Annotated in this window: 20 protein-coding genes; 12 read left to right on the forward strand and 8 right to left on the reverse strand. The window is 61.6% G+C overall.

Annotation, left to right across the window (positions count from 1 at the left end):
- Both ACPYOP_RS21545 and ACPYOP_RS21550 read right to left on the reverse strand, forming a co-directional pair.
- Positions 1-777: an SDR family oxidoreductase gene (locus ACPYOP_RS21545; RefSeq protein WP_481412345.1), complete on the reverse strand. Its 777-nt coding sequence runs from the start codon at positions 775-777 to the stop codon at positions 1-3.
- Between the two features lie 102 nt (positions 778-879).
- Positions 880-1,740, reverse strand: a complete 861-nt coding sequence (locus ACPYOP_RS21550; RefSeq protein ID WP_481412346.1) for a MurR/RpiR family transcriptional regulator — start codon at positions 1,738-1,740, stop codon at positions 880-882.
- A 227-nt stretch (positions 1,741-1,967) separates the two neighbouring features.
- On the opposite strand from ACPYOP_RS21550, the gene murA reads away from it, so the two are divergent.
- The 12 genes from murA (at position 1,968) to ACPYOP_RS21610 (ending at position 16,472) form a co-directional block, all read left to right on the forward strand.
- Positions 1,968-3,224: a UDP-N-acetylglucosamine 1-carboxyvinyltransferase gene (gene murA / locus ACPYOP_RS21555; protein ID WP_481412347.1), complete on the forward strand. Its 1,257-nt coding sequence runs from the start codon at positions 1,968-1,970 to the stop codon at positions 3,222-3,224.
- Entirely contained in the window at positions 3,221-4,111 is an 891-nt protein-coding gene (locus ACPYOP_RS21560) for a glucosamine kinase nucleotide-binding domain-containing protein (protein WP_481412348.1), read from the forward strand. The genes murA and ACPYOP_RS21560 overlap by 4 nt, the downstream gene beginning before the upstream one ends.
- Before the next feature lie 273 nt (positions 4,112-4,384).
- Entirely contained in the window at positions 4,385-5,308 is a 924-nt protein-coding gene (gene murQ / locus ACPYOP_RS21565; RefSeq protein WP_481412349.1) for an N-acetylmuramic acid 6-phosphate etherase, read from the forward strand.
- Between the two features lie 82 nt (positions 5,309-5,390).
- Positions 5,391-6,911, forward strand: coding sequence for an ABC transporter substrate-binding protein (locus tag ACPYOP_RS21570; protein ID WP_481412350.1), 1,521 nt, complete (start codon positions 5,391-5,393; stop codon positions 6,909-6,911).
- 129 nt (positions 6,912-7,040) lie between these two features.
- On the forward strand, positions 7,041-8,000 hold the full coding sequence (locus ACPYOP_RS21575; protein WP_481412351.1) for an ABC transporter permease: 960 nt from the start codon (positions 7,041-7,043) through the stop codon (positions 7,998-8,000).
- A complete protein-coding gene (locus ACPYOP_RS21580; protein WP_481412352.1) occupies positions 8,000-8,839 on the forward strand; it encodes an ABC transporter permease in 840 nt (279 codons plus the stop codon). Before ACPYOP_RS21575 ends, ACPYOP_RS21580 begins: the two co-directional genes overlap by 1 nt.
- Positions 8,836-10,575 carry an ABC transporter ATP-binding protein gene (locus ACPYOP_RS21585; protein ID WP_481412353.1) on the forward strand — a complete coding sequence of 580 codons (1,740 nt, stop codon included), beginning with the start codon at positions 8,836-8,838 and terminating at the stop codon, positions 10,573-10,575. Before ACPYOP_RS21580 ends, ACPYOP_RS21585 begins: the two co-directional genes overlap by 4 nt.
- Positions 10,576-10,610: 35 nt before the next feature.
- On the forward strand, positions 10,611-11,612 hold the full coding sequence (locus tag ACPYOP_RS21590; protein ID WP_481412354.1) for a serine hydrolase domain-containing protein: 1,002 nt from the start codon (positions 10,611-10,613) through the stop codon (positions 11,610-11,612).
- Between the two features lie 10 nt (positions 11,613-11,622).
- Positions 11,623-12,738 carry an anhydro-N-acetylmuramic acid kinase gene (locus tag ACPYOP_RS21595; RefSeq protein WP_481412355.1) on the forward strand — a complete coding sequence of 372 codons (1,116 nt, stop codon included), beginning with the start codon at positions 11,623-11,625 and terminating at the stop codon, positions 12,736-12,738.
- A gap of 108 nt (positions 12,739-12,846) precedes the next feature.
- On the forward strand, positions 12,847-13,797 hold the full coding sequence (locus ACPYOP_RS21600; RefSeq protein ID WP_481412356.1) for a lytic transglycosylase domain-containing protein: 951 nt from the start codon (positions 12,847-12,849) through the stop codon (positions 13,795-13,797).
- A gap of 141 nt (positions 13,798-13,938) precedes the next feature.
- Positions 13,939-16,209, forward strand: coding sequence for an FdhF/YdeP family oxidoreductase (locus tag ACPYOP_RS21605; RefSeq protein WP_481412357.1), 2,271 nt, complete (start codon positions 13,939-13,941; stop codon positions 16,207-16,209).
- A gap of 23 nt (positions 16,210-16,232) precedes the next feature.
- On the forward strand, positions 16,233-16,472 hold the full coding sequence (locus tag ACPYOP_RS21610; RefSeq protein WP_481412358.1) for a plasmid stabilization protein: 240 nt from the start codon (positions 16,233-16,235) through the stop codon (positions 16,470-16,472).
- On the opposite strand, the gene ACPYOP_RS21615 is transcribed toward ACPYOP_RS21610, so the two are convergent.
- The 6 genes from ACPYOP_RS21615 to ACPYOP_RS21640 all read right to left on the reverse strand — a co-directional run bounded on the left by ACPYOP_RS21615 (position 16,469) and on the right by ACPYOP_RS21640 (position 23,648).
- Complete coding sequence (locus ACPYOP_RS21615) at positions 16,469-17,542, reverse strand: ABC transporter ATP-binding protein (protein ID WP_481412359.1); 1,074 nt, start codon at positions 17,540-17,542, stop codon at positions 16,469-16,471. The genes ACPYOP_RS21610 and ACPYOP_RS21615 overlap by 4 nt on opposite strands.
- Before the next feature lies 1 nt (position 17,543).
- A complete protein-coding gene (locus ACPYOP_RS21620) occupies positions 17,544-19,475 on the reverse strand; it encodes a glycoside hydrolase family 127 protein (protein ID WP_481412360.1) in 1,932 nt (643 codons plus the stop codon).
- A 24-nt stretch (positions 19,476-19,499) separates the two neighbouring features.
- Entirely contained in the window at positions 19,500-20,363 is an 864-nt protein-coding gene (locus tag ACPYOP_RS21625; protein ID WP_481412361.1) for a carbohydrate ABC transporter permease, read from the reverse strand.
- A complete protein-coding gene (locus ACPYOP_RS21630) occupies positions 20,360-21,277 on the reverse strand; it encodes a carbohydrate ABC transporter permease (RefSeq protein ID WP_481412362.1) in 918 nt (305 codons plus the stop codon). The genes ACPYOP_RS21625 and ACPYOP_RS21630 overlap by 4 nt, the downstream gene beginning before the upstream one ends.
- A gap of 67 nt (positions 21,278-21,344) precedes the next feature.
- Positions 21,345-22,583: an ABC transporter substrate-binding protein gene (locus tag ACPYOP_RS21635; protein WP_481412363.1), complete on the reverse strand. Its 1,239-nt coding sequence runs from the start codon at positions 22,581-22,583 to the stop codon at positions 21,345-21,347.
- Between the two features lie 45 nt (positions 22,584-22,628).
- Positions 22,629-23,648, reverse strand: a complete 1,020-nt coding sequence (locus ACPYOP_RS21640; protein ID WP_481412366.1) for a LacI family DNA-binding transcriptional regulator — start codon at positions 23,646-23,648, stop codon at positions 22,629-22,631.
- Between the last annotated feature and the right edge of the window lie 340 nt (positions 23,649-23,988).

Raw genomic sequence — 23,988 nt, forward strand, 5'->3', positions numbered from 1 at the left:
TCAAACGACCACCGGCACTTGTGCGCCATCCATGCTGATCACGACGCCAGTGACGTAGCCGGCTTTGGCCGAACTCAGAAAAGCGACGACATTGGCGATGTCGGCAGGATCGGCCATGCGGCCGATTGGGATACGCTTCAGCGCATCGGCAAGCGCTTCCTTCTCGGTCGAGCCGGAAGCCTTCGCGGCTGCCTTTAGGCCCTCGGCAACGCGATCCGTCTCGGTGAGGCCGGGGTTGAGGCCGACGACGCGCACGCCCTTGCCGGCATAGGCATTGGCAAGGCCGACGCTTGCGAGCATCAGCGCCGCATTGGCCGATCCGCCGGCCAGATGGACCGGCGAGGCGATCTTGCCGCCATTGCCGATGATATTGATGACGGCGCCCGATCCGCGCGTGCCCATCCGCTTGATGACGGGATCGATCACATTGATGTAGGAAAAGTATTTCGCGTCCATCGCAGCCCGCCAGATAGCAGGGTTCAACTCATCCGCCGGCGTGCGGGCCGCGGCACCCGCACTGTTGACGAGGATATCGATCGGGCCGATGTCGGCCTCCACCTTATCTACCACGGCAAGCGCCTGCTCATCGGAGATCAGATCGGCGGCATAGCCATACGCGCCGGGAAGCCTGGAAAGGGCGGCATCGATATTGGATTGCGAGCGCGAGCAGATCGCCACCCTTGCTCCCTCCTGCAGGAAGAGTTCGGCACAGGCATAGCCGATGCCCTTCGAGCCGCCCGTAATCAGAACGGCTTTATCCTTGAGGCCAAGGTCCATGGAATGTCTCCGGTATGATTTGCTTGGGATCGCCAAGCTACGTCCCGAAATCACCGCCGTACAGGGTCGTGGTCGTCACAGCTTGGTTACCGGAGCGCGAGTTTATGAAAGACGCTTGGCCTTCAGCACGGAAACGGCCGTCTCGCTATTATGGACATAATCGTTGGCATCAGGCTGACGCTGCACCAGCAGAATGAACAGCAGGTCGGTCAACATCAGCTGCGCGTCGCGGGCGGTGATCGCCGAAGAGCGGACGCGATCCTCGTCGCCGACGGTGTGCAGGCATATATCGGCAACGCGAGCGAGCGGATTGTCCTGCAGCCCGGTGACGGCAACGACGGTTGCCTGCCGCTGGCTTGCCAGTTCGGCGATCCGCAGCGTCTCGATGCTGGCGCCGGAATAGGAAAGCGCAAAAAGCAGGTCGTCCGGACCCAATGTCGACGCGTTGGCCATTTGCACATGGCTGTCGCTGTCGTGTAGCACGTTGCGTCCGAGCTTCATCAGCTTGTAGGAAAAGTCGCGCGCGACCAGCGACGAGGCGCCGACACCGGCGAGATGGATACGCCTTGCATCGTGAAGCGCCTCGAGCGCCTTTTCGATGTCGGCTTCGTTGTTGACCGAGATCGTCTGCTGCATGGCCTGCATCTTGCTGCCGAGCAGTTTTTGCAGGATCGTGAGATAGCCATCGCCCACTTCGATCGTGCCGTGGATCATGCCGGCGGGCGCCTGCCATTCCTGTGCCTTGGCCTCGCTGACGGCAAGCTTCATTTCCTGGTAGCCGGCAAAGCCGAGCTTTTGGCTGAACTTGACGACGCTCGACTGACTGCGGCCGGTTTCTGCCGCAAGCGCGGCGGAGGAGAGGCGCAGCATCTGGTCGGGATTTTCGATGATGAATTGCCCGATCTGGCGATCGGCGGGGGCCATGGTTTCCAGCTGCGCGCTGATTTTCTTTAAGATCGACATTTGTCCCTTCGAGCCATCGAGGCAGTTCCACCCGTCGACACGAGCACGCCGAAAATAACATCCGGCTTAAGGTCGGCAACCTTGCTTTCTGCAATCCGATATTATCACAGCGAATTGGAATAAAAAATTCCAATTCCCGTTGACAGTATGGAATGGTCGAATAATCTTTGAGAGGAACAAGCGAGGGACCTTTGTGCCCTTGTCTATTTCCTCGACGGATATTCACCATGGACAGACTTCGCATCTCCGGCGGCAGACGGCTGCAGGGCGCGGTGACCATCGCCGGCGCCAAGAACGCCGCGCTGCCGCAGATCGCCGCGGCACTTTTGAGCCCGCATCCGCTGGAACTGACGAACCTGCCTTCTGTCAGCGATGTCGAAAACATGCTCGATGTCATTGCCCTGCACGGTGCCAGGGTTGAGCGTGGACCGCATGGCACGACGATCGATGCGAGCAACATCGTCTCGAAGGAGACATCCTACGATACCGTCAGGCGCATGCGGGCGACCGTGCTGGTGCTGGCACCGCTGCTTGCCCGCTTCGGCAATGCGCGTGTTTCCCTTCCCGGCGGCTGCGCCATCGGGGCGCGGCCCGTCGATATGCACATCAAGGCTCTAGCGACGCTGGGTGCCGATATCGCGATCGAAAACGGCCTGATCGTCGCTTCGGCTCCAAAGGGGCTGAAGGGCGCGCGGATCGTCCTGAGTTCACCATCCGTCGGCGCGACGGAAACGGCCATGATGGCTGCCTGCGCGGCCAAGGGCGAAACCGAAATCCTGAATGCCGCCCGCGAGCCGGAGGTGGCCGATCTGGCGGCCTGCCTCAGCGCGATGGGCGCGCGGATCGAAGGCGCGGGCACGCATCGCATCCTCATCGATGGTGACACCGACTGGCGGCCTGCCAAGCATCACGGCATTCCCGATCGCATCGAGGCCGGTACCTATGCGGTGGCGGCGGCGATCACCGGCGGCCAGCTCGAGCTCATTCACGCGCGGTTGGAAAATCTCGCCTCGGTCGTGCAGGCGCTTGAAGCCATGGGTGTCAGCGTCTGGCCGAGCGATCGCGGTCTCGTCGTCTCCCGGGACGGCCCGCTCAAGGGCGCCGATATCACCACCGAACCCTATCCCGGCTTTCCGACCGACTTGCAGGCGCAATTCATGGCTCTGGCCTGCTGTGCCGAAGGCGCCTCGCTGATCCGAGAGACGGTGTTCGAAAATCGCTTCATGCATGTGCCGGAGCTGATGCGCCTCGGCGCCAATGTCACTCTGCGGGGCACGACGGCACTGGTGCGCGGCGGGGCGCCGCTCAAGGGCGCGCAAGTGATGGCGACAGATCTGCGCGCCTCCGTGTCGCTGGTTCTCGCCGCTCTCGTGTCGGAAGGCGAAACCATCGTCAACCGCGTTTACCATCTCGACCGCGGCTATGAGCAGCTGGATCGCAAACTGCGCCTCTGCGGCGCCGATATCGAACGGCTGACGTCATGACTGCCGAATCGAAAGGCGCCCCTTATTTCCTCGGCATCGATGGCGGTGGCACCGGCTGCCGGGCGCGCATCGAGGATGCCGACGGTACCGTTCTAGGGCAGGGATTGTCCGGGCCGGCGACGACCCGCCTTGGCATCGCCGAAGCATGGGCATCGATTTCCCGCGCCTTTGACGCCGCCATTGAGGAGGCGGGACTGAGCGCTTACGACATCGGGCGTATCCATGCCGGCGTCGGGTTGGCGGGGATCGGCCGCAAGGGCGCGCTTGCCGCGCTCAAGGCGATAGAGCACCCTTTTGCCAGCATCGATTTCGTCAGCGACGGCGAGGGGGCCTGCCTTGGCGCGCATTCCGGTCGCGATGGCGCCATCGTGATTGCCGGGACAGGCTCAATCGGCCTCGGTCTGGTCGAAGGGCGGCAATTGCGGGTCGGTGGCTATGGGTTCCCGATTTCCGACGAGGGCAGCGGCGCCTATCTCGGACTGAAGGCGGTGCAGCTAGCGTTGCGTGCCCATGATGGTCGCGAACAGAAGACGGCACTGCTCGCCGAGATTATGCAGCGCTTCCAGAACGAGCCGATGGACGCGGTTGCCTGGATGGATCGGGCATCTGCCACCGATTATGCGACGTTTGCGCCGATGGTCCTGCGCCACGCGGATCAGGGCGATGCCGTTGCACGGCGGATCGTGCAGAGTGCGGCCGGTCATATCGATACGCTGGTTCGCACCCTATTCGAAAAGGGGGCGCCGCGTGTCTGTCTGCTCGGTGGTCTCGCAAGCCCACTCGAGCCCTGGCTTGCGCCCGATGTGCGCCGCCGCTTGAAGCCCATCGATGGCGATGCGGTATCCGGCGCGATCATTCTCGCCAGACGATTTGCGATCCGAGGCTGATAAAGGATCTGCGGAGTGTTGGATTTTTGCTCGACCGGTATGGAATATTTTATTCCTTAATGGATTGACGAAAGGAATAAACGGACATAGTGTTAACCAAGGTAAACAGGGAATGGACGGGGAACGAAGCCGGAAAGGCCATCCTCAGTCCCGGCTGACTTTGGTCGTCCGTCTTGCTGAAAACCGATCCTTGCTGCGGCGTGCCCGATATCCATGCGATCGGGCTTGCCACGCTGACTTATTGATATCGAAGCGTTATTTCGCGAGCAGGCCATGACAGAGCAGAAATTGATGTCCGAACTGGAGCAATTGGTTTCCGAAGGGCGCAACCCGAATACGATGCATATCGATCTCCTGCCGACCTTCGATATCCTGCGTGAAATCAACTATGAGGATCAGACGGTGCCGGTCGCCGTCGAAAAGGTGATCCCGACGATCGCCGCCGCCGTCAATCAGATCGTTGTTGCCTTCCAGAAGGGTGGGCGGCTGATCTATATGGGTGCCGGCACCAGCGGCCGGCTCGGCGTTCTCGATGCCTCCGAATGCCCGCCGACCTTCAGCGTGCCGCCGGATATGGTCATCGGCCTGATCGCCGGCGGACCGGACGCATTGCGGCGCTCGATTGAGGGTGCCGAGGACGATCCGGTACAGGGGCGCCAGGCGCTGGAAGAGATCAATCTGACCAAGGACGATGTCGTCGTCGGCATCGCCGTCAGCGGCCGCACGCCCTATGTGATCGGCGGCTTGAACTACGCCAAGAGCATCGGCGCCTTTACGGTTGCGCTCTCCTGTAACCCGAACTCCATCATCGCCGGCATTGCCGATCTGGCGATCTCGCCGGTGGTCGGTCCGGAAATCCTGACCGGCTCGACCCGGCTGAAGTCCGGTACCGCGCAGAAGCTCATTCTCAACATGCTGACGACGGCAAGCATGATCCGCATCGGCAAGAGCTATCAGAACCTGATGGTCGACGTTAGCGCCAGCAACAAGAAGCTGGTGGCGCGCGCTTCGCGCATCGTCATGCAGGCGACCGGCTGCACCCAGCAGGAAGCGCGGCGCGCGCTCGATCTGACCGGTAACGACGTCAAGCTTGCCATTCTCATGGAAATTACCGGGATGGGCATTGAAGAAGCCCGCACGGCATTGCAAAACGCTGATGGATTCCTGCGCAAGGCCATCAACGCCAGGACTGCTTGAGACAACCATCGCGGCGCGCCGCGATGGCAATCAATGGGCCAAAATCGGCCGGGGACATTTAAAAAAATTTGGAGGACAGAGAATGAAAGCGAATTTTGGAAGGGCGCTGATTTCGGGAGCAGCGCTGGCCGTCGGGCTTGGGTTGGCGACAGTCGCGATGCCTGTGGAGGCGGCAACACTGCGCATGGCATGGTCGCAGGACGCGACCGGTCTCGATCCGCACAAGCAGACAGCCTTCTCCTCCATCCGCCTGCTGGAGCTGATTTACGAGCCGCTGGTTCGCCTCGACGGCAATCTGCAGATCGTGCCCGGCGTTGCCGAGAGCTGGCAGTTCTCGCCCGATGGCAAGCAGTTGACCTTCAAGCTCAACGCCAGGGCCAAGTTCCAGAATGGCGCGCCGGTAACCTCTGCCGACGTCAAGGCATCCTTCCAGCGCATTCTCGATCAGGCGACCGCCGCCGTCGCCCGCGCCAATTTCCTGTCGATCGCAAGTATCGACACGCCCGACGCCAACACCGTCGTCGTCAACCTGTCGCAGCCCGACGTTCCCCTTCTGACTGCCATGACCAGCCTCAATGCGGCGGTCGTTCCAGCCAGCGAAATCACCGCCGGCACCATCGGTACCAAAGCGATCGGTTCCGGCCCCTTCAAGCTCGACAGCTGGGTCCCGAACTCCAAGGAAGTCTTGAGCGCGAATAAGGATTGGGCAGGCGGCGCCACCGGCGTCGACGGCATCAATATCAGCGTGCTACCGGACGAAACGGCAATCCTTGCCTCGCTGCGGACCGGCCAGATCGATTTCGCGCTTTTGAACGATCCGCTTGTCGCAACGCTGGTGCCCAAGGAGCCGAAGCTGCAGCTCACCCGCACGCCGGTGCTCTCCTATAACGTCCTGCAGCTCAATCCGTCGCGTAAACCCATGGATCAGCTGGCCGTGCGTCAGGCGATCTCCTGCGCCATTGACCGCAAGGACGTGATGGACACGGCCGCTCTCGGCGAAGGCAAGGTGACCGGGCCGTTGACCATGCCGCTTTATGCGACCGATCCCGGCAAGCTCTTCTGCTATACGCGCGATGTCGCCAAGGCGAAGAAGCTGATGACTGACGCCGGCTTTGCCAACGGCTTCTCGGCAACCGTGATCGCCGCAACGGGCGAGCCGCCGACGGCTACGGCCGAAGCGCAGGTCATCCAGTCGCAGCTTGCTGAAATCGGCATCAAGCTCGATATCAAGGTGATGGAGCTCAACGTCTATGTCGACACCTGGCTGAAGGGCAATTTCGACATGGCGGTGGCGCTCAACGGCGGCAGTGCCGACCCCTATTCGATGTATAACCGCTACTGGACGAAATCGGGCAACCTGCAGAAGGTCGCAAACTATATCGACGACACGCTCGACGGCCTGATGCAGAAAGGCCGCGTCGAGACCGATCCGGCCAAGCGGAAGGAAATCTTCGCCGAATTCGAAAAGCATATCGCCGAGGTCTCGCCGTGGATCTGGCTCTACACGGCCTACGGCTACACGGCAGAGCAGAAGAATGTCGAGGGCTTCGTGCCGACGCCGACCGGCTCGCTGTTCGGCCTCAGTAAGGTCTCGATCAAGTAATGACGGTCGAGTTTTGGAGCATTTCTGTTTCATACGGAGTGACGGAAATGCTCCATCTCTGTGCTTTCATGCAGTTCGCGACGCAGATGCGCTGGTCGCATCTCCCGGAACTGTTCTAGAGGAATTGCAATGGCATATCTGACGCGCCGGCTGATGACATTCCCGCTGATCATGCTGGGCGTGTCCATCTTCGTCTTCGTCGCCATCCGGCTGGTGCCGGGCGATGCGATCACGGCGATGCTCGGGACCAATGCCGGCCTTTTGACGCCGGAGCAGCGGCAGGCGCTTGCCGCCTATTTCGGTATCGACCAGCCCTGGCCCATCCAGTATTGGCATTGGCTGCTCGGCGTATTCCAGGGCAATCTCGGTATCTCGGTCACCTACGGCAAGCCGGTGCTCGATATCATCCTCGAGCGCTTTCCGCTGACGCTCGAGCTTGCATTGCTCTCCATGGTGATCGCGCTCGCCATCGGCATGCCGGCAGGCGTCTTTGCCGCCACGCGAAACGAGAAGCCGTCCGATCTTGCCGTCAGGATCGTCGCCATGATCGGACAGTCGACGCCGAATTTCGTTCTCGGACTTCTGCTGATCTATGCCTTGTCGGCCGGCTTCGGCATATTGCCGATCATGGGGGCGTTCACGCCGATCTGGCAGGATCCGCTCGATAATCTCGGCCAGATGATCCTGCCGGCGCTCACCCTCGGCTTTGCTTTCGCCGCCTCGGTGACACGCGTCGTGCGCTCCGCCATGCTCGATGTCTTGAGCGATGACTATGTCCGAACGGCCCGCAGTCGCGGCGTGCCGGCGCGTGGCGTCATCTGGCGGCATGCCCTGCCGAACGCGTTGATCCCGGTGGTGACCTTGAGCGGCGTCGAATTCGGCTATCTGCTCGGCGGCGCGGTGCTGGTCGAGCAGATCTATGCACTGCCCGGGCTTGGGCGGTTGGTGCTCGATGCGATCCAGCAGCGCGATTATGCCCTGGTGCAAGGCTGCGTGCTGTTCATCGCGTTCAATTTCATGATCGTCAACCTGCTTGTCGACCTCGCCTATGTCGCGCTCGATCCCCGCGTCCGCCTGGGAGAAGGCTGATGCGGATCATCAAGGCCATTTTCGGACATGTCAGCGGCCGGATCGGCGGCGCCATCGTGCTCATCTATATCGCACTTGCCATCCTTGGCTTAATTGGCTTGACGCCGCATGATCCGGTGGCGCGCAATCCGTTGGCCCGCCTGCAATCACCCGGTTCCGTCTACTGGATGGGCACGGACCTGCTTGGGCGCGACGTGGCCAGCCGCTTGATGAACGGCATCGGCGAATCCTTCACGGTCGCCTTCTTTTCCGTTGCCCTTGCAAGCCTGATCGGCACAATGCTCGGGCTGACCGCCGCCTGGTCGGGCAAGCGCTGGGATGGCGTCATCATGCGAACGATGGATGTGCTTCTGGCCTTTCCGGCGATCCTGCTTGCGCTGCTGATCATCGCCGTTGTCGGCCCTGGCACCTGGACCAGCGTTGCCGCGATCGCGATCGTCTATACGCCGATCTTTACCCGTGTCGTGCGCGGCCCGGCCCTTTCGCTGAAGGCGCGCGATTTCGTCGACGCCGCCCGCACCTTCGGCAGCAGCCGGTCCTACATCCTGACACGGCATCTCCTGCTCAATCTCGTCGCCCCCTTGACCGTGCAGGTAACGCTGGCGCTCGCCTGGTCGCTGCTGACCGAGGCGGGCTTGAGCTTTCTCGGCCTGGGAACGCAGCCTCCGGCCTCGTCATTGGGCCTGATGCTGAGCGACAGCCGCAATCTCATGGAGACAGCGCCCTGGCTGCTGATCTTCCCCGGCATTACCATCATGATTTCCATTCTTGGCTTCAACCTGCTTGGCGATGCCCTGCGCGATATCCTGGATCCGAAGATGCGGAGGGCGACGGTATGACGCCGCTTCTTACTGTGTCCGATCTGCGCGTCGGCTTCGGGCGCAATCCCGAAGCCAATCCCATCGTTCGCGGCGTCAGCTTCCATCTTGATGCCGGCGAAACCCTGGCAATCGTCGGCGAGAGTGGTTCCGGCAAGTCGGTAACAGCGCTGTCAATCAATCGCCTCGTCGATTTCGGCGGCGGCCGGATCACCGGCGGCTCGATCCGCCTCAAGCGTGCCGACAACAGCATTCTTGATCTCACCAAGGCCAGCGAAGCGGAACTGACGAAGATCCGCGGCGGCGAGATCGGCATGATCTTCCAGGAGCCGATGACCTCGCTCAATCCCGTTTTGACCATCGGCACGCAGATTGAAGAATCCTTCCGACTGCACCGCGGCCTGACTGGCGGCCAAGCAAAGGCCGCCGCCAAGGATGCCTTGGATCGCGTGCGCATTCCCGATGCCGCGCGGCGGCTGACCTATTGCCCGAACCAGCTTTCCGGCGGCATGCTGCAGCGCGTGATGATCGCCACGGCACTTGCCTGCAATCCGCGCCTGCTGATCGCCGACGAGCCGACGACGGCGCTCGATGTTACCGTGCAGGCGCAGATCATGGCACTGCTCGCCGAATTGAAGCGCGAGACCGGCATGTCGATGATCTTCATCACCCACGACATTGGGCTTGTCGCCGGCATTGCCGACAAGGTGATGGTAATGCAGGCTGGCCAGGCAGTCGAGCAGGGCGAACTGGACCAGGTTCTCGATCATCCCGCCCATCCGTATACCCGTCATCTCCTCCATTCCGTCCCGCATTTTGCCTCGGGACAGGCGGCACGCAGCGATTTTCAACGCGATGAGGCGCAGGCTAAACCGGCTCTGAAAGTGGAGGGCTTAACGGTCCGCTTCCCGGTCAAGGGCAGTTTCCTGCATCGGTCGGCTGGCGCCGTTCATGCGGTCGAAGGCGTCGGTTTCGACCTGATGCCCGGTGAAACGCTGGCGATCGTTGGCGAAAGCGGGTCGGGCAAATCCACCACCGCAAGGGCAATCCTCGGGCTCGTCAAATCGACCCGCGGCGTCTTCACAGCGAATGGTGGCAGAGCCGCTGATCGTACGAGCGCGGTGCAGATGGTCTTCCAGAACCCCTATGCCTCCCTTAATCCGCGCCTTCGCGTCGACAGCATCCTCGCCGAACCGGTGATTGCATCGGGAGCACGGGCTTCTGCAGAAACCCGCGAGCGTATGGTCATGCTGCTGAAGCGCGTGGGCTTGCCGGAAAATGCCCTGGAGCGCTATCCGCACGAATTTTCCGGCGGCCAGCGTCAGCGGCTTTGCATCGCACGCGCCTTGATGCTCAATCCTTCCGTGCTGGTGCTCGACGAAGCGGTTTCGGCGCTTGACGTCTCCGTTCAGGCTCAGGTCCTGAGCCTTTTGATCGAACTGCAGCGCGAATATGGGCTCGCCTATCTGTTCATCTCGCACGATATGGCGGTGGTGGAGCGCATCGCTCATCGCATCGCCGTGATCTATGCCGGGCAGATCGTCGAGATCGGTGACGCCGCCTCGGTCTTGTCCGAGCCCCAGCATTCCTATACCAGGCGGTTGATCGCGGCGGTTCCGACGGTTGCGCGGCGCAAGGAGACATTCACGCTCGACACGCGTCAGGTTCCGTCGCTGGTGCGGCCGCCGGGCTTCGAGCCCACTGCGCCGGAATGGCGCCGCTTTGCACCCGATCATGTCGCTCTGGCGGAAGCCTGAGCAGGGCTGCAAGGAGCCGAGAAGGAAGGGGGAGCATGGAGTTTCAGGAGCGTTTCGACCGGGCCTTTTCGCCGCTCGAACAATCAGTTGCAACGGCTCGCATTCCCGGCGGCGTGCTCGGCATGGTCGATCTCAAAGGGAACCGGCAGGTCCGCGCCATCGGCTCGGCGCAGAAGGTGCCTGATGTCAGGCCGATGCTTGCCGACACCTGGTTCGATCTTGCCTCGCTCACCAAGGTCATTTTCACCACGCCGCGCATTCTCGCCCTTGCCGAGGTCGACACGATCGATCTCGACGCGCCGCTGACCGTGCTTCTGCCTGATCTGCGGCAGTACAGCGCCGAAGCCTGGGAACGGAAGGTGACGTTCCGCCAGTGCCTGGGCCATCAGACGCCCTTCCCGGCGGTCGAGCCGATCTACACCTATGGCCGCGATCCCGAGCTTTTGCGCAGCTTCATTTTGCAGCGCGAATGGCGTGCTGGCCCACCCGTCTATTCCGATATCAACTTCATACTGCTGGGCTTCGCTTTGGAGCGGCTGACCGGACAAACCATTCGTGCCATGGATGCAGGCCCGGGTTTTGCTTTTTCCGCGCCGCCGGAACTCGCGGCTGCGACGGAAGATTGTACCTGGCGCCATCGCGTTCTGTCGGGCGAAGTTCATGACGACAATTGTTCGGCACTACAGGGCGCCGGCCATGCCGGCCTCTTCGGGACGGCGGACGCGATCCTCGATTTCGCAAGAGGGTTGCTGGATGGCAGCGGCGCATCGGCGCGGTCGATCGCCCTGATACGGACGCCGCTCTCAGCCACACGCACGCATGGCTGGGAGCGCCCACATGGCGGTTGGCATGGCGGCACCCTCTGCTCGCCAGGCACCATCGGTCATACGGGCTTCACCGGTACGGCCCTCTGGGTCGATTTCGACAAGGGCAGGGCCTGGACCTTGCTTACCAACCGCATCCACCCGACACGCCACTTCGACAGCGGCATCCTGGCGCTTCGTCAAACCGTGAGTGATCTCGTCAACGCAGCTTAGGAGCCTGATCATGGAACCAATCTGGGCAGTCGGTCTGATGACCGGGACCGTCCTCGACGGCAATATCGATGTCGCCATGCTGAAGACGGATGGCGAGAGCGTCGAGGAATTCGGCCCTTACGTGCTGGCGCCCTATCCCGATTGGATCCGCAGGCTCCTGGAAGAGACCCTGGCGCAGGCGCGCGTCTGGAATTTCGAAGGACCGGAGCCGGCAATCTTCAAGCAAGCCGAGGAGGCCCTCACGCGCGCCCAGTCGGAGGCAGTGAGGGAACTGGTCGAAAATAACGGCATGACGATGGCTGACATCGGCGTCGTCGGCTTCCATGGCCAGACCGTGCTTCATCGCGCGCCACAGAAGGGTCGGCTGGGGCAGACGCGGCAGCTGGGGGATGGCGAGCTGATGTGTTCCATCCTCGGCACCAAGGTCGCCTATGATTTCCGCTCGGCCGACATGCGCGCCGGTGGGCAAGGCGCGCCGCTTGCCGCCGCCTATCATACCGCCCTGCTGCGCGGTGCGGGGGCAGCGGGCGAAGTGGCCATTCTCAATCTTGGCGGCGTTGCCAACATCACCTGGTGGGATGGCGAGGGCAATTTCGTTGCCTTCGATACCGGCCCGGCCAACGCGCCGCTGAACGACTTCATCAAGTTCCATGGCCTCGGCGAAATGGACCGTGACGGCGCGCTTGGACGTGCCGGCACGGTCGATGAGGCGCGGCTCGAACGATTGTTGCAGCACCCCTATATGACCGCACCCTATCCGAAGTCGCTCGATCGGTTCGACTTTGGTGCCGCCATGGCGGATGGCCTTGGGCCGGAAGACGGTGCCGCCACACTTTCGGCCTTCACCGCGAGTGCCGTCGGCAAGGCGCTGGATCTCCTTCCTCGCAGGCCCACTAAGGTCGTCGTCAGCGGCGGCGGCCGGCATAATCCGACGATCATGTCGATGCTGAAGAGTCGGGCTAGCGTCGAGCCGATCTTTGCCGAAGATCTCGGCTGGCGTGGCGATGCGGTGGAGGCGGAGTGCTTTGCGTTTCTGGCCGTACGTGTGCTGCGCGGTCTGCCGATCAGCTTTCCCGGCACGACAGGCGTGCCGGCGCCGATGCGCGGCGGCCGCCTCGCGCAATAGCCGCCGGCAAACAATCGCCGTCGCGTCAGAGGTTTTCGCTGCCGCTCTTCGATGCTATGAAGAGGCCGCGAATTTGCGATCGGTTGACCTCGGACGGATATCGCTTAGATGGCAGGCAGGCAGTATCGGGCAGGCTTCGTCAGCATCGTCGTCGCTTTTGCGATCGCATTTGCCATGGGTGTCTTTGCTTTTAGCCCCGCAGCCGCGCAATCGGAATGGCGCGCTGCGCCGCCTTCCTGCGTCTCCGGCCCGCTGACGACGGAGACGGGCCAAACGCTTTGCCTGCGCAAGGATAGCTACAATCGCGATCTGTGCACGGCCATCGAGTATTTTTCTCATGCCAACCATCTGCCGCCGGATTATCTGGCGCGGCTGGTCTGGCGCGAAAGCCTGTTTCGCTCCGATGCCGTCAGTCCCAAAGGCGCGCGCGGCATCGCGCAATTCATGCCGGGAACGGCAAAGCTGCGTGGCGTGCGCGACAGCTATGATGCGCTCGAAGCACTCGGCAAGGCTGCGACCTACCTCGATGAGTTGCGCGACCGCTTCGGCAATCTTGGTCTCGCCGCCGCCGCCTACAATGCCGGTGAGGCGGGTCTCGCCAATTTCCTGAATTCCGGCGGGCTTCCCTATGAGACGCGCAACTATGTGAGCGCGATCACCGCTCATAGCGTCGAGGAATGGCGCGACGATCCGCCCGATATCGCAGCCCCGGTGCTGGATAAGAGCAAGCCGTTTGTCGATTCCTGCGTCGCGCTTGCCCAGAGCCGACGCCTGAAGCCGACGCCCTTGGAGCAGGAGCGGCCCTGGGCGCCCTGGGGTGCGCAGCTCGCCGAGCATTTTCAGCTGGATGCCGCTCGGCGCCTGTTTATAGCGAATATCCGCAAGCTGCCTTCGCCGTTGAACGTCGAAAAGCCATTGATCGTGCGTCAGCGCAATGCCGATTTCGGCCGTCGGGTCCGCTATGCGGCGCGCATAGGGCGGGAAACGCGGGAGGAGGCGGATGCCGTTTGCACTCAGATCCGGCAGCAAGGCGGCTCCTGCCTGGTCTTCAGGAACTAGCGTTTTGCATCGGTTCATCACCTGCGGCGATTGTTCGATCCACTGCCGCTTGATTGTGCTTTACTCCCTGATGTCACATGCTTATTTCTTGTAAGCCCGGTCTTTGGGAGGAAGCCGTCTGGGCAGCCAAAGGAGCGTATGATGGCGCAGAAGCGTGAAGTCCCCGGTATTCGTCCCTACAATAGCCCCGCAGGCGGTTGGGGCGCTTTGAAGGCAACTGCCAAGGCGGTTCGCGACCAGATGGATGTCACCGAGGCGCCGGGCCTTCTCCTGCGCACCAACAAGCCCACAGGTTTCGATTGCCCCGGCTGCGCCTGGCCCGACAAGGAACACACGTCCACCTTCCAATTCTGCGAAAACGGCGCCAAGGCCGTTACCTGGGAAGCGACGAACAAGCGCGTGACGCCCGAATTCTTTGCTCAGCATACCGTTAGCGAGCTTTTGACCTGGAGCGATTATGAGCTGGAAAATTTCGGCCGGTTGACCCATCCGATGGTCTACGACCGGGCATCCGACACCTACCAGCCGATCGCCTGGGAGGACGCCTTTGCCCGTATCGGCGAGGTCATGCGCAGCCAGCCCGATCCGGATATGGTCGAGTTCTATACGTCGGGCCGCGCCTCCAACGAAGCGGCTTTCCTCTTCCAAATCTTCGCGCGCGAATACGGCACCAACAATTTCCCCGATTGCTCGAATATGTGCCACGAGGCAACCAGCGTCGGTCTGCCGCAATCGATCGGCATCGGCAAGGGCACGGTCTCGCTCGATGACTTCGACAAATGCGATCTGATCATTTCGATGGGGCACAATCCCGGCACCAATCATCCCCGCATGATGGGCACACTGCATGAATGCTCGCGCCGCGGTGTGCCAATCATTGTCTTCAACCCGCTGAAGGAGCGGGCACTGGAGCGCTTTGCCGATCCGCAGGACCCAATCGAGATGGGAACCTTCGGCTCGACCCGGATTGCCTCCTCCTATTATCAGGTCAAGATCGGCGGCGATGCCGCCGCACTCAAGGGGATCATGAAAGCGGTTCTGGCGCTGGCCGAAGCCTCGGAAGATGTTCTCGATCATGCTTTCATAGCGGAGCATACCATCGGCTTCGATGCGCTCGTTGCCGACATCAACCAGACGGAATGGGCTGACATCGAGCGGGTTTCAGGCCTTGCCCGCGCCGACCTAGAGCGGGTTGCGGCTGCTTACGCCAAATCCAAGGCGACGATCGTCGCCTATGGCATGGGTATCACCCAGCACGCCAAGGGAACGGCGAATGTGCAGCAGATTGCCAATCTGCTGCTCTTGCGCGGCAATTTCGGTAAGCCGGGCGCCGGCATCTGCCCGTTGCGCGGACATTCCAATGTGCAGGGCAACCGCACCGTCGGAATTACCGAAAAGCCGAATGCCGCGCTGATCGAGGGCATCGAGCGCGCCTTCGGTTTTAAATCGCCGGCGCATCATGGTCACGATGCCGTTGCCGCCATGCAGGCAATGGCCGAGGGGCGCTCCAAGGTGCTCATCTGCCTTGGCGGCAATTTCTCGATCGCGCTTCCTGATCCGGACCTATGTGCCGAAGCTATGCGCAAGCTCGATCTTGCCGTTCACATGAACACCAAGCTCAATCGTTCCAATCTCCTGATCGGCAGGGAATCCTTCCTGTTCCCCGTACTTGGCCGTACCGAACAGGACGTTCAGGCGACCGGCGCACAATCCGTGACCATCGAGGATTCGATGTCAATGGTGCATGCCTCGCGCGGCCGGCTGAGACCGGCCTCCGACCAGCTGCGCTCGGAGCCCGCCATCGTTGCCGCGATGGCGCATGCGACCCTGCCTGATAGCAAGGTCGCGTGGATGGAGCTCATCACCGACTACGATCTGATCCGCGACAAGATCGAAGTGGTCTATCCGGACTTTGCCGATTACAACGAGCGTATCCGCGTGCCGGGTGGCTTCCGCCTGCCGCTTGGGCCGACGGAACGCATCTGGAAGACGCCTTCCGGCAAGGCGGAGTTCAAGCTGTTTTTCGGCCTCAACGAAGACATCTCGCTTTCGGACGGGACTATCCTCAAGCTCGCCACCATCCGCAGCCACGATCAGTACAATACGACGATCTATGGCCTCGACGACCGCTATCGCGGCGTCTTCGGTCGCCGTGATGTGCTGTTCATGAACGACAGGGATCTGAAAGCAAAGGGGCTGGAGCACGGCGATCTCGTCGAGATCGAGACCGCCCTTCCATCCGGCGCCAAGCGATTGCTGAAGCTGACCGCGATCTCCTACGATATTTCAGAGGGTTCAGTTGCGGCCTATTACCCGGAGGCAAATTGCCTGATCCCGATCGATTATCAGGACAAGGAAAGCGGCACGCCATCCTACAAGTCCGTTCCAGTGCGGGTCAGCAAAGTGGCTTAATACGCAGCCGATAGGAGACAAATATGGCTGAACCGCAATTGTCCGTTCGGAGTGCCAAGGCGCGAGACCTCGCGCATCGGCTTGCCCGACGCGAAAATCGCACGATCGCCGATATCGTCGAACGGGCCCTTGAGGCCTATGAGATTAAAGAGACTGGTCGCGAACCCGCATCGTCCTTCTATGCTCGGATGGCGATGAGCGACGATGACGATATCGACCTTGAAGTGGTCATTCGCGAGCGTCAATGCGATCGCGATTGCTAACGCAGCCGTCCCCCTTGCTTGTCGAAATAGCGCCGGCGCTCGGGCGGGCAATACAGGTGGAGCGTGTCGCCGCGCTCGATCTCCGGCCCGTCGCGATATTCGGCGATAACGGATTGACCGTCCTCCGTCTGGCAGTAGAGATAGCGGGTGCCGCCCAGGTATTCGGTGACGTCGACCGTGACCCGCAAGGCGTCGTCCGCACCCGAAGCGACGACGAAATGTTCGGGCCGCATGCCGAGGAGGATCTTTTCGTCGGGTGCAGGTCTATGCTGTGTTAGGTCGACCTTGATGCTGCCATTGCCGACCTTTGCCATCCCATTATCAGACCATGCCGCTTCGATCATGTTCATCCTTGGTGAGCCTATGAAGCCTGCCACGAAACTGTTGGCGGGATCTTCATAGATCTCGCGCGGGCTGCCCACCTGCTCGATCCGACCATCCCTCAGCACGACGATCCTGTCGGCAAGCGTCATGGCCTCGGTCTGGTCGTGGGTGACATAGATCATCGTATTGCCGAGCTCGCGATGCAGCCGGGCAATTTCGATGCGCATGGAGACGCGAAGTTCCGCGTCGAGGTTGGAGAGCGGCTCGTCGAAGAGAAAGACATCCGGCTCGCGAACGATGGCGCGGCCGATGGCGACGCGCTGGCGCTGGCCGCCGGAAAGCTGTCCCGGCCGGCGGTCGAGCAGATGGTCGATCTTGAGGATCGCGGCGGCGGAGCGCACGCGTCTTTCGATTTCGGATGCGTCGGTTCGGGCCATTTTCAGCCCGAAACCGAGATTGTCGCGCACGCTCATATGCGGATAGAGCGCATAGGACTGGAAGACCATGGCGATGCCGCGCTCGGATGGGTCGAGGTCGGTGACATCACGGCCCTTGATGGCGATTTCTCCGTCGGTGACTTCCTCCAGCCCGGCAATCATGCGCAGCAGCGTGGACTTGCCGCAGCCGGACGGGCCAACGAAGACGACGAAGGCCCCTTCCGGTATGTCGAGGTCGATGCCGTGGATGACCGCGAGCCCGCCGAAGCTTTTACGGACGCCGGTCAGGCGCATGCCGTTCTTCGTCATGTCAGGCTCCGCGCTGTATCTGATCGGCGCGGATCCAGACAAGCATCTCGCCGGGCTCGCGATTGTCCCAGAGATGATAGGGGACGAAACGCGCGGTGGAGACGCTGCTTTTCGGTGGTGCCGTCCGGTAGAGGTGAGAGCCCCAATCAGCCTCATCGCGCGTCACCGAAACATCGAGCGCCACAGCCCCGTCCAATGCGGCAATTTCAGCCGTCTTGGCGGAGGCCGGATTGCTGGAAAGCGAAATGCCGTTGAGGTCGTGGCCGTTGTCCGTCGTCTCGACGCAATAGACGAGCGGGCCGCGCATCAGGGCAGCGCGTCCGGCGTCCTGGCGGACTTTCGGATTGGCAAACAGCGCACGCGGGATGAGCGGGAGGGCAAGGTCGACACGATCGCCAGCCTGCCACTCCCGCTCGATGCGGGCATAACCATCGACGGTGACCGTTGCCAGATCGACCGGCGCGCCATTGACTGCAAGCGTGGCGCCTTCTGCCCATTCGGGAATGCGCAGCGAAAGCACAAATTTGGCCGCGCGATCGGGGTTGATCTCGAAGCGGATTGCGCCATCCCAGGGATAGCGCGTCGTCTGGGAAAGCTGCACGGTCGCGCCGCCGGCGAGCGGTACGCGCGCCTTGCTCTCGCCGTAGAGATGGACAGCGATCTCGTTGTCGGCCGCCGCATACATATAGGAGCCGACAGAGGCGAGCAGGCGCGCGATGTTCGGCGGGCAGCAGGGGCAATGGTGCCAAGTCCAGCGATGATGCTTGCCGGCGCTTTCCAACGGGTTTTCGTAGAAGAAGGTCTTGCCGTCCTGCGACAGACCCGCCATCGCGCCATTATAGAGCGCCACTTCCATGATGTCGGCATAGCGGCGGTTCGGGCCGCGGCCGAGCATGCGGTTGGCCCAGAAGACCAGGCCGACGGAAGCGCAGGTCTCGGCGTAGGCGCTTTCGTTCGGCAGGTCGTAATAGTCGGTAAAGCCCTCATTGGAGGCAGCCGGCCCGATGCCACCGGTCACATACATCTGCTTGGTGGTCAGGTCGTCCCAAAGCGTCTCGAGTGCCGCCGTCAGCGTGTCGTCATTATATTCCGTGGCGATATCGGCCATGCCGGAATAGAGGTACATGGCGCGCACCGCGTGCCCCACGACTTTTGTCTGTTCACGCACCGGCAGGTGCGACTGGCTGTATTCATAGGTCTTCTGCACGAAGTTCTTCGGATCGCGGCCGTCGCGAAGCGCTTCCTCGGTGAAGAAATGTGGCTCCCGGCCGCGCTCGTCGATGAAGTATTTCGCGAGATCGAGATATTTCTTCTCGCCGGTGACGCGGCCGAGCTTGACGAGGGCGAGCTCCACCTCCTCATGGCCGCAATAGCCACGCAGCTGGCCTTCGCCATGGCCGAAGACGGTGATCATGTAATCGGCAAAGCGGCTCATGATGTCGAGCAGCTTGCGCTTGCCCGTCGCCTGATAATAGGCGACGGCCGCCTCGATCAGATGGCCGGCGCAATAAAGTTCGTGATGATCGCGGAGGTTGGTCCAGTGACGGCCGGGCTGGACGCGCTGGAACCAGGCATTTAGATAGCCGTCCTCCTGCTGCAGCTTTTCATACATGTCGATGATGGCGTCTGCCCGCGCCTCCAACTCCGGGTTGGGACGACGATAGAGCGAATAGGCGATGGTTTCGATCGACTTGCCGAGGTCGCTATCCCAGAACATTTGCGTGGAGCCTGACCATGTCTGCAACGGAATGACGATGCCGGGGCTTGGCTGGCTGATATCGATCGCCTGGATCATGCCCGCCTCGACGCAGCGGTCGAGGAGGGTTGCCGCGGTGGAGTTGCAGATGGCATCCTGGCGGGCGCCGAACAGGCCCGCGAGCTCGACATTCGGAACGGGCAGGGGGCGGAACTGGCGACTTTTTCTGTCAGACATAGCTTTGATCCATTGTTCGAAGGGTTATTTCACCGCGCCGGCCATCAGCCCGCGCATGTAGTAGCGTTGCAGAAGCAGGAAGACGATGACGCAGGGGATGGTCATGACGGCGATGCCGGCCTGGACGGCACCCCAGTTGACGGCGCCGAGACGGCCCGTCCTGACGGCGATCATCAGCACCGGCAGCGTGAACTTCTCGTTGCTCGACAAGAGCACCAATGCCGCCAGGAACTCGTTCCAGGCATTGAGAAAGGCGAAGATCGCAACGGTCGCGACACCCGGCAGCACCAAGGGGAAGAGAACGCGGAACAGCAGTTTCAGATCGCGCGCACCGTCGATGCGCGCCGCCTCTTCGATTTCCTTCGGCACCGCGTCGAAGGCGTTGCGCATCATGAAGACCGAGAAGGGAAGCTGCAGCGTCACATAGACGAGCGTCAGGCCGATCAGCGAATTGTTGAGACCGAGCCTTGCCAAGATAATGAAGAGCGGTGTCAGGATCGACTGGAATGGGATCATCAGCGTCGCGATGATCAGGATGAAGAGCGCGCCCTTGAAGGGAAAATGATAGCGCGAGAAGCCGTAGCCGGCGAGCAGGCTGACGATGACGGTCAACAGCACGGTGCCGACCGAGACGAAGAGCGAGTTCAGCGTGTGCTGGATGACGCCGGCGCCGAAGCCATCGAGCGAGCGGTAGGCGTCGAAGCTGAAGCCGGTCGTCGGCCATGGCGGCAGCGGCGGCAGGCTGGCCTCGGTTCCATGCCGGAATGACGACAGCAATGCAATCGCGAAAGGGGCGAAGAAGAAGATGACGATGACGACGCCGATGCCGTGATAGCCGATGCCATCTAAGAGCTTGCGCCGCGCACGACGCTCTTTTGCGGTGGTCATGGCCGGTCCTCCCCGACGCGCAGCAGCCAGAGCTGGACGATGCTGATCAGCACCAGGATGACGAGGAGGGCGATCGAAAGTGCTGCGCCATAGCCGAGATTGAAGGATACGAAGGATTGGTTGAAGATATAGTAGACCACCGAGATCATCCGGTTCTGCGGTCCGCCTGATGTCATGATGTAGAACTGGTCGAAGGCGAGCACCGAGCCGGTGATGGAGATGATCAGCGCGAGCGCGATCGTGCGGCGCATCAGCGGCAGGGTCAGATGCCGGAAGCGCTGCCAGCGCTTGGCGCCGTCGATCCGGGCGGCCTCGGTCAGCTCCGAAGGAATTGCCTGCAGGCCGGTGAGCAGAATGATCATGGTGAAGCCGGCGATCTTCCAGACTACCATGACGATGACGGTCGCGAAGGCCATATCGAAATCGGCAAGCAGGTTCGGCCGCTTGTCGACGAGGCCAAGCGCCTGCGCGACCGGCGCAAAGAAGCCGGCGTCGACATTGGCGAGCCAGACCCAGAGCAGCGAGGCCGTCGCAAGCCCGACGACGACGGGAAGGAAGATGATCGTTCGGTAAAAGCCGACGAACGGCCGGTGCTTTTCGACGAAGAAGGCGAGCGGGAAGGCGACGGCGAAGATCGCAATGGTCACGATGACGGTATAATAGGCGGTGAAGCGCAGCGCCGCCATGAAGCGCACGTCCGAGACCATGCGGATATAGTTGCCGAAGCCGATCCAGCGGGGATTGCCGAGCAGCGGCCAGTTGTGGAAGCTCATCCAGATAGTGAAGATCACCGGCAGAACGAAGAAGACGATGACGAGCGCCATGGCCGGCGCGATGTAGACAAACCCGTGCCAGCTGGCACGTCTTTGACGTTTTCGACGACGCGCGGTTGCGATAACTCCAGGGCCAGCCATGGAATGCTCCCGATATTGCGATGGAGGGACCGGGAAGCCTTGAGGCTCCCCGGCGTTCGCGGATTGATTATTGTTGTGCGTTGTCGATGATCGACTGCATTTCCGACTGGGCATTGGAGAAAGCGCCATCGACATCGCTTCCGAAGATGGCCGCGTTGGTGAAGCCTGCCCAAGGGCCGTTGGCGCTGTTGATCAGGTCGTTGAACTGCAGCGTATAGGGTGTCTTGGCGACGGCGATCGCCTTCAGCCCGACCTGCATGCGCGGATCGAGGCCCTGAAGCACTTGATCGGCGATATCGCCCCGTGTTGGCAGGCTGCCGTATTTCGCCATGATCTTCTGTCCCTCGAGCGAATAGGTGTATTCGAGGAACTTCTTCACGGCATCGAGCTTCTTCGTGCCCTTGGAGATGACGAAATTGTCGCCGCCGGCAAAGGAAGACGGTTTGCCGTCAACGCCGGGGATCAACGTCACGCCGAAATGGATATCGGGATACTGCGTGATCAGCGTGCCGATCGAGAAGGCGCCTATGCTCTGCTGGCCGATCTTGCCGTTGCTGATGCTGAGGAAATTGGCGCCTGTGTCGCTTGCGGCCCCTGCCGGCACCAGATCCTTCTTGACCATGTCGCGGTAGAAGCCGACGGCCTTGCGCATTTGCGGCGTGTCGAGGGTCGCCGTCTTGCCGTCCGCCGAGAGAATATCGGCGCCGGCGCCCCATGCGAGCGGCGTGAAAGTGAAGATCATGCAGCCGCCGCAGCCGCCGCCGGAGAAATAGAAGCCGTAGGTATCGCCGCCAAGCGCGCGGATCTTTTCGGCATTCTGCTCGATCTCTTCCCATGTGGCCGGGGCCTTTTCAGGATCGAGGCCGGCCTTCTGGTAGAGATCCTTGTTCCAGGCAAAGACCGAGGTCTCGACCGAGAGCGGCAGGCCATAGATATGTCCGTCATAGGTGCCGAGCTTCACATGCGAAGGCGACAGGGAATTGAAATAGGGCAGGCTCTTGGCCCAGTCGGTCAGATCCTCCAGCTGACCGGCCGCGGCAAAGGCGGGCGTATAGATGAGGTCCATCGACAAGGCGTCTGGCGCCTGCCCGCCGGCAATGGCCGTCGCATATTTCTGCACGAGTTCGGAAAAGGGTACTTCCGTCAGCGTGACCTTGTCGTCATGGCCGGCATTATAGGCCTCGACGACTTTCTTGAAGGAATCGCCAATGCCGCTTCGAACCCACATGGAGATGTTTTCGGCAGATGCACCGGATGCAAGCACTAAGGATATAAGGCCGGTTGCGGCCAGAAATCGCTTCATCATCTTCTCCTCCCATGGGGCTACTCCCGTCAGCCCCTTTTCATTCAATCAACGACCGGGGCCTCCCCCGCACGATTGCCGCACGATAAGCTCGCACGGCAAAGTTCTGATGCCAGGTTCGACGTCGCGCCCCTCAGCAAGAGCAAGAACCGTCAACCCGGCCTCGCGGCCAAGGGCCTTGAGATTCATATCGACCGTCGTCAGCGGCGGCCGGGTCTGAGCCGCGACGATCTCCCAATTGTCGAAGCCGACCACCGAAACATCCTCCGGCACCCGCACGCCGCGCTCGCGAAGCGCATCGACGACCGCGCGGGCGATCTGGTCGTTGCCGCAGAAGATCGCGTCCGGCTTTGCCGCGGCCGAGCCCCATAATTGCGCCACGGCGTCGTGGCCCCAGGCCTCGGACCATGTGCCGTACATGACCGGCAGCTCGTCGCCGGTGAGATCGCGATAGGCTCTGGCGCGCTCACGCACGGAAACAAAGCTGTCCGGGCCGGTCACATGGGCGATCCGCCGCCGGCCGAGCCCCTGCAACCATTCGACAGCAAGGGCGGCCCCCTGATAGTCGTCGGCGCAGAACGTGACGCTTCCCGGCGCGCCCTCGGTAAATGCGTAGATGACCGGGACCGGCAGATTGGAGAGATCGACAGGCAGGCGGCGGTCGATCCGCTTTCCCGAGGCGATGATGCCATCCACATGCTTGTCCAACATCGCGTCCACATGAACCTTTCCAAGTGCGGGGTCGTCCTCGATCGTGCAAAGGAAGACAGAGACGCCGTGATCGACGAGTGCCTCGGTGATGCCGGCCATGACCGGCAGCGTGAAGCGACCATATGTATCATTGGTCAGAAGACCGATCGTGAAGGTGCGATTGCTCAGCAACCCCTTGGCGAGCGCATTCGGACGAAAGCCGATTTCGGTCGCGGCGCGCTTGACCCTCTGCCTGGTTTCCTCGCCCATGCGGCCGGTATTGTTCAAGGCCTTGGATGCCGTTGAGATGCTTACGCCCGCAGCCGCCGCAACATCGTGGATGGTTGCGCGGCCGCTTTTCGCACGCTGATTTTCCAGATGTCTTCTCCCATTTGAATTTTCTTGAGAAAAGCTTTTCTCAACGCAAGAGTCAATATGAGAAAAGCTTTTCTCAGAAATTTTTGGGTGAAAGAGAAAAGGCCGCAGGAAGCAGGGTGCATGGACCATGTTGAAACGCGTGTTGAGCACCAGACCGATGGTTGGGTCCGAGACTTGAGCAGGGCGTGGTCTTTCACCACCCGCCCTCGTGGTTCGAGGCTTCGGCCCCTTCGACAGGCTCAGGAGCCTGCGCACCTCACCATGAGCAACCATTAGTTCAAGCGGTCCATGGGCTATTTCTGGCAAGAACGGTGTTGACGTAGATCACGAGTTTTCTGGC

The sequence above is a fragment of the Rhizobium sp. KNZ2-6A genome (assembly GCF_056755475.1).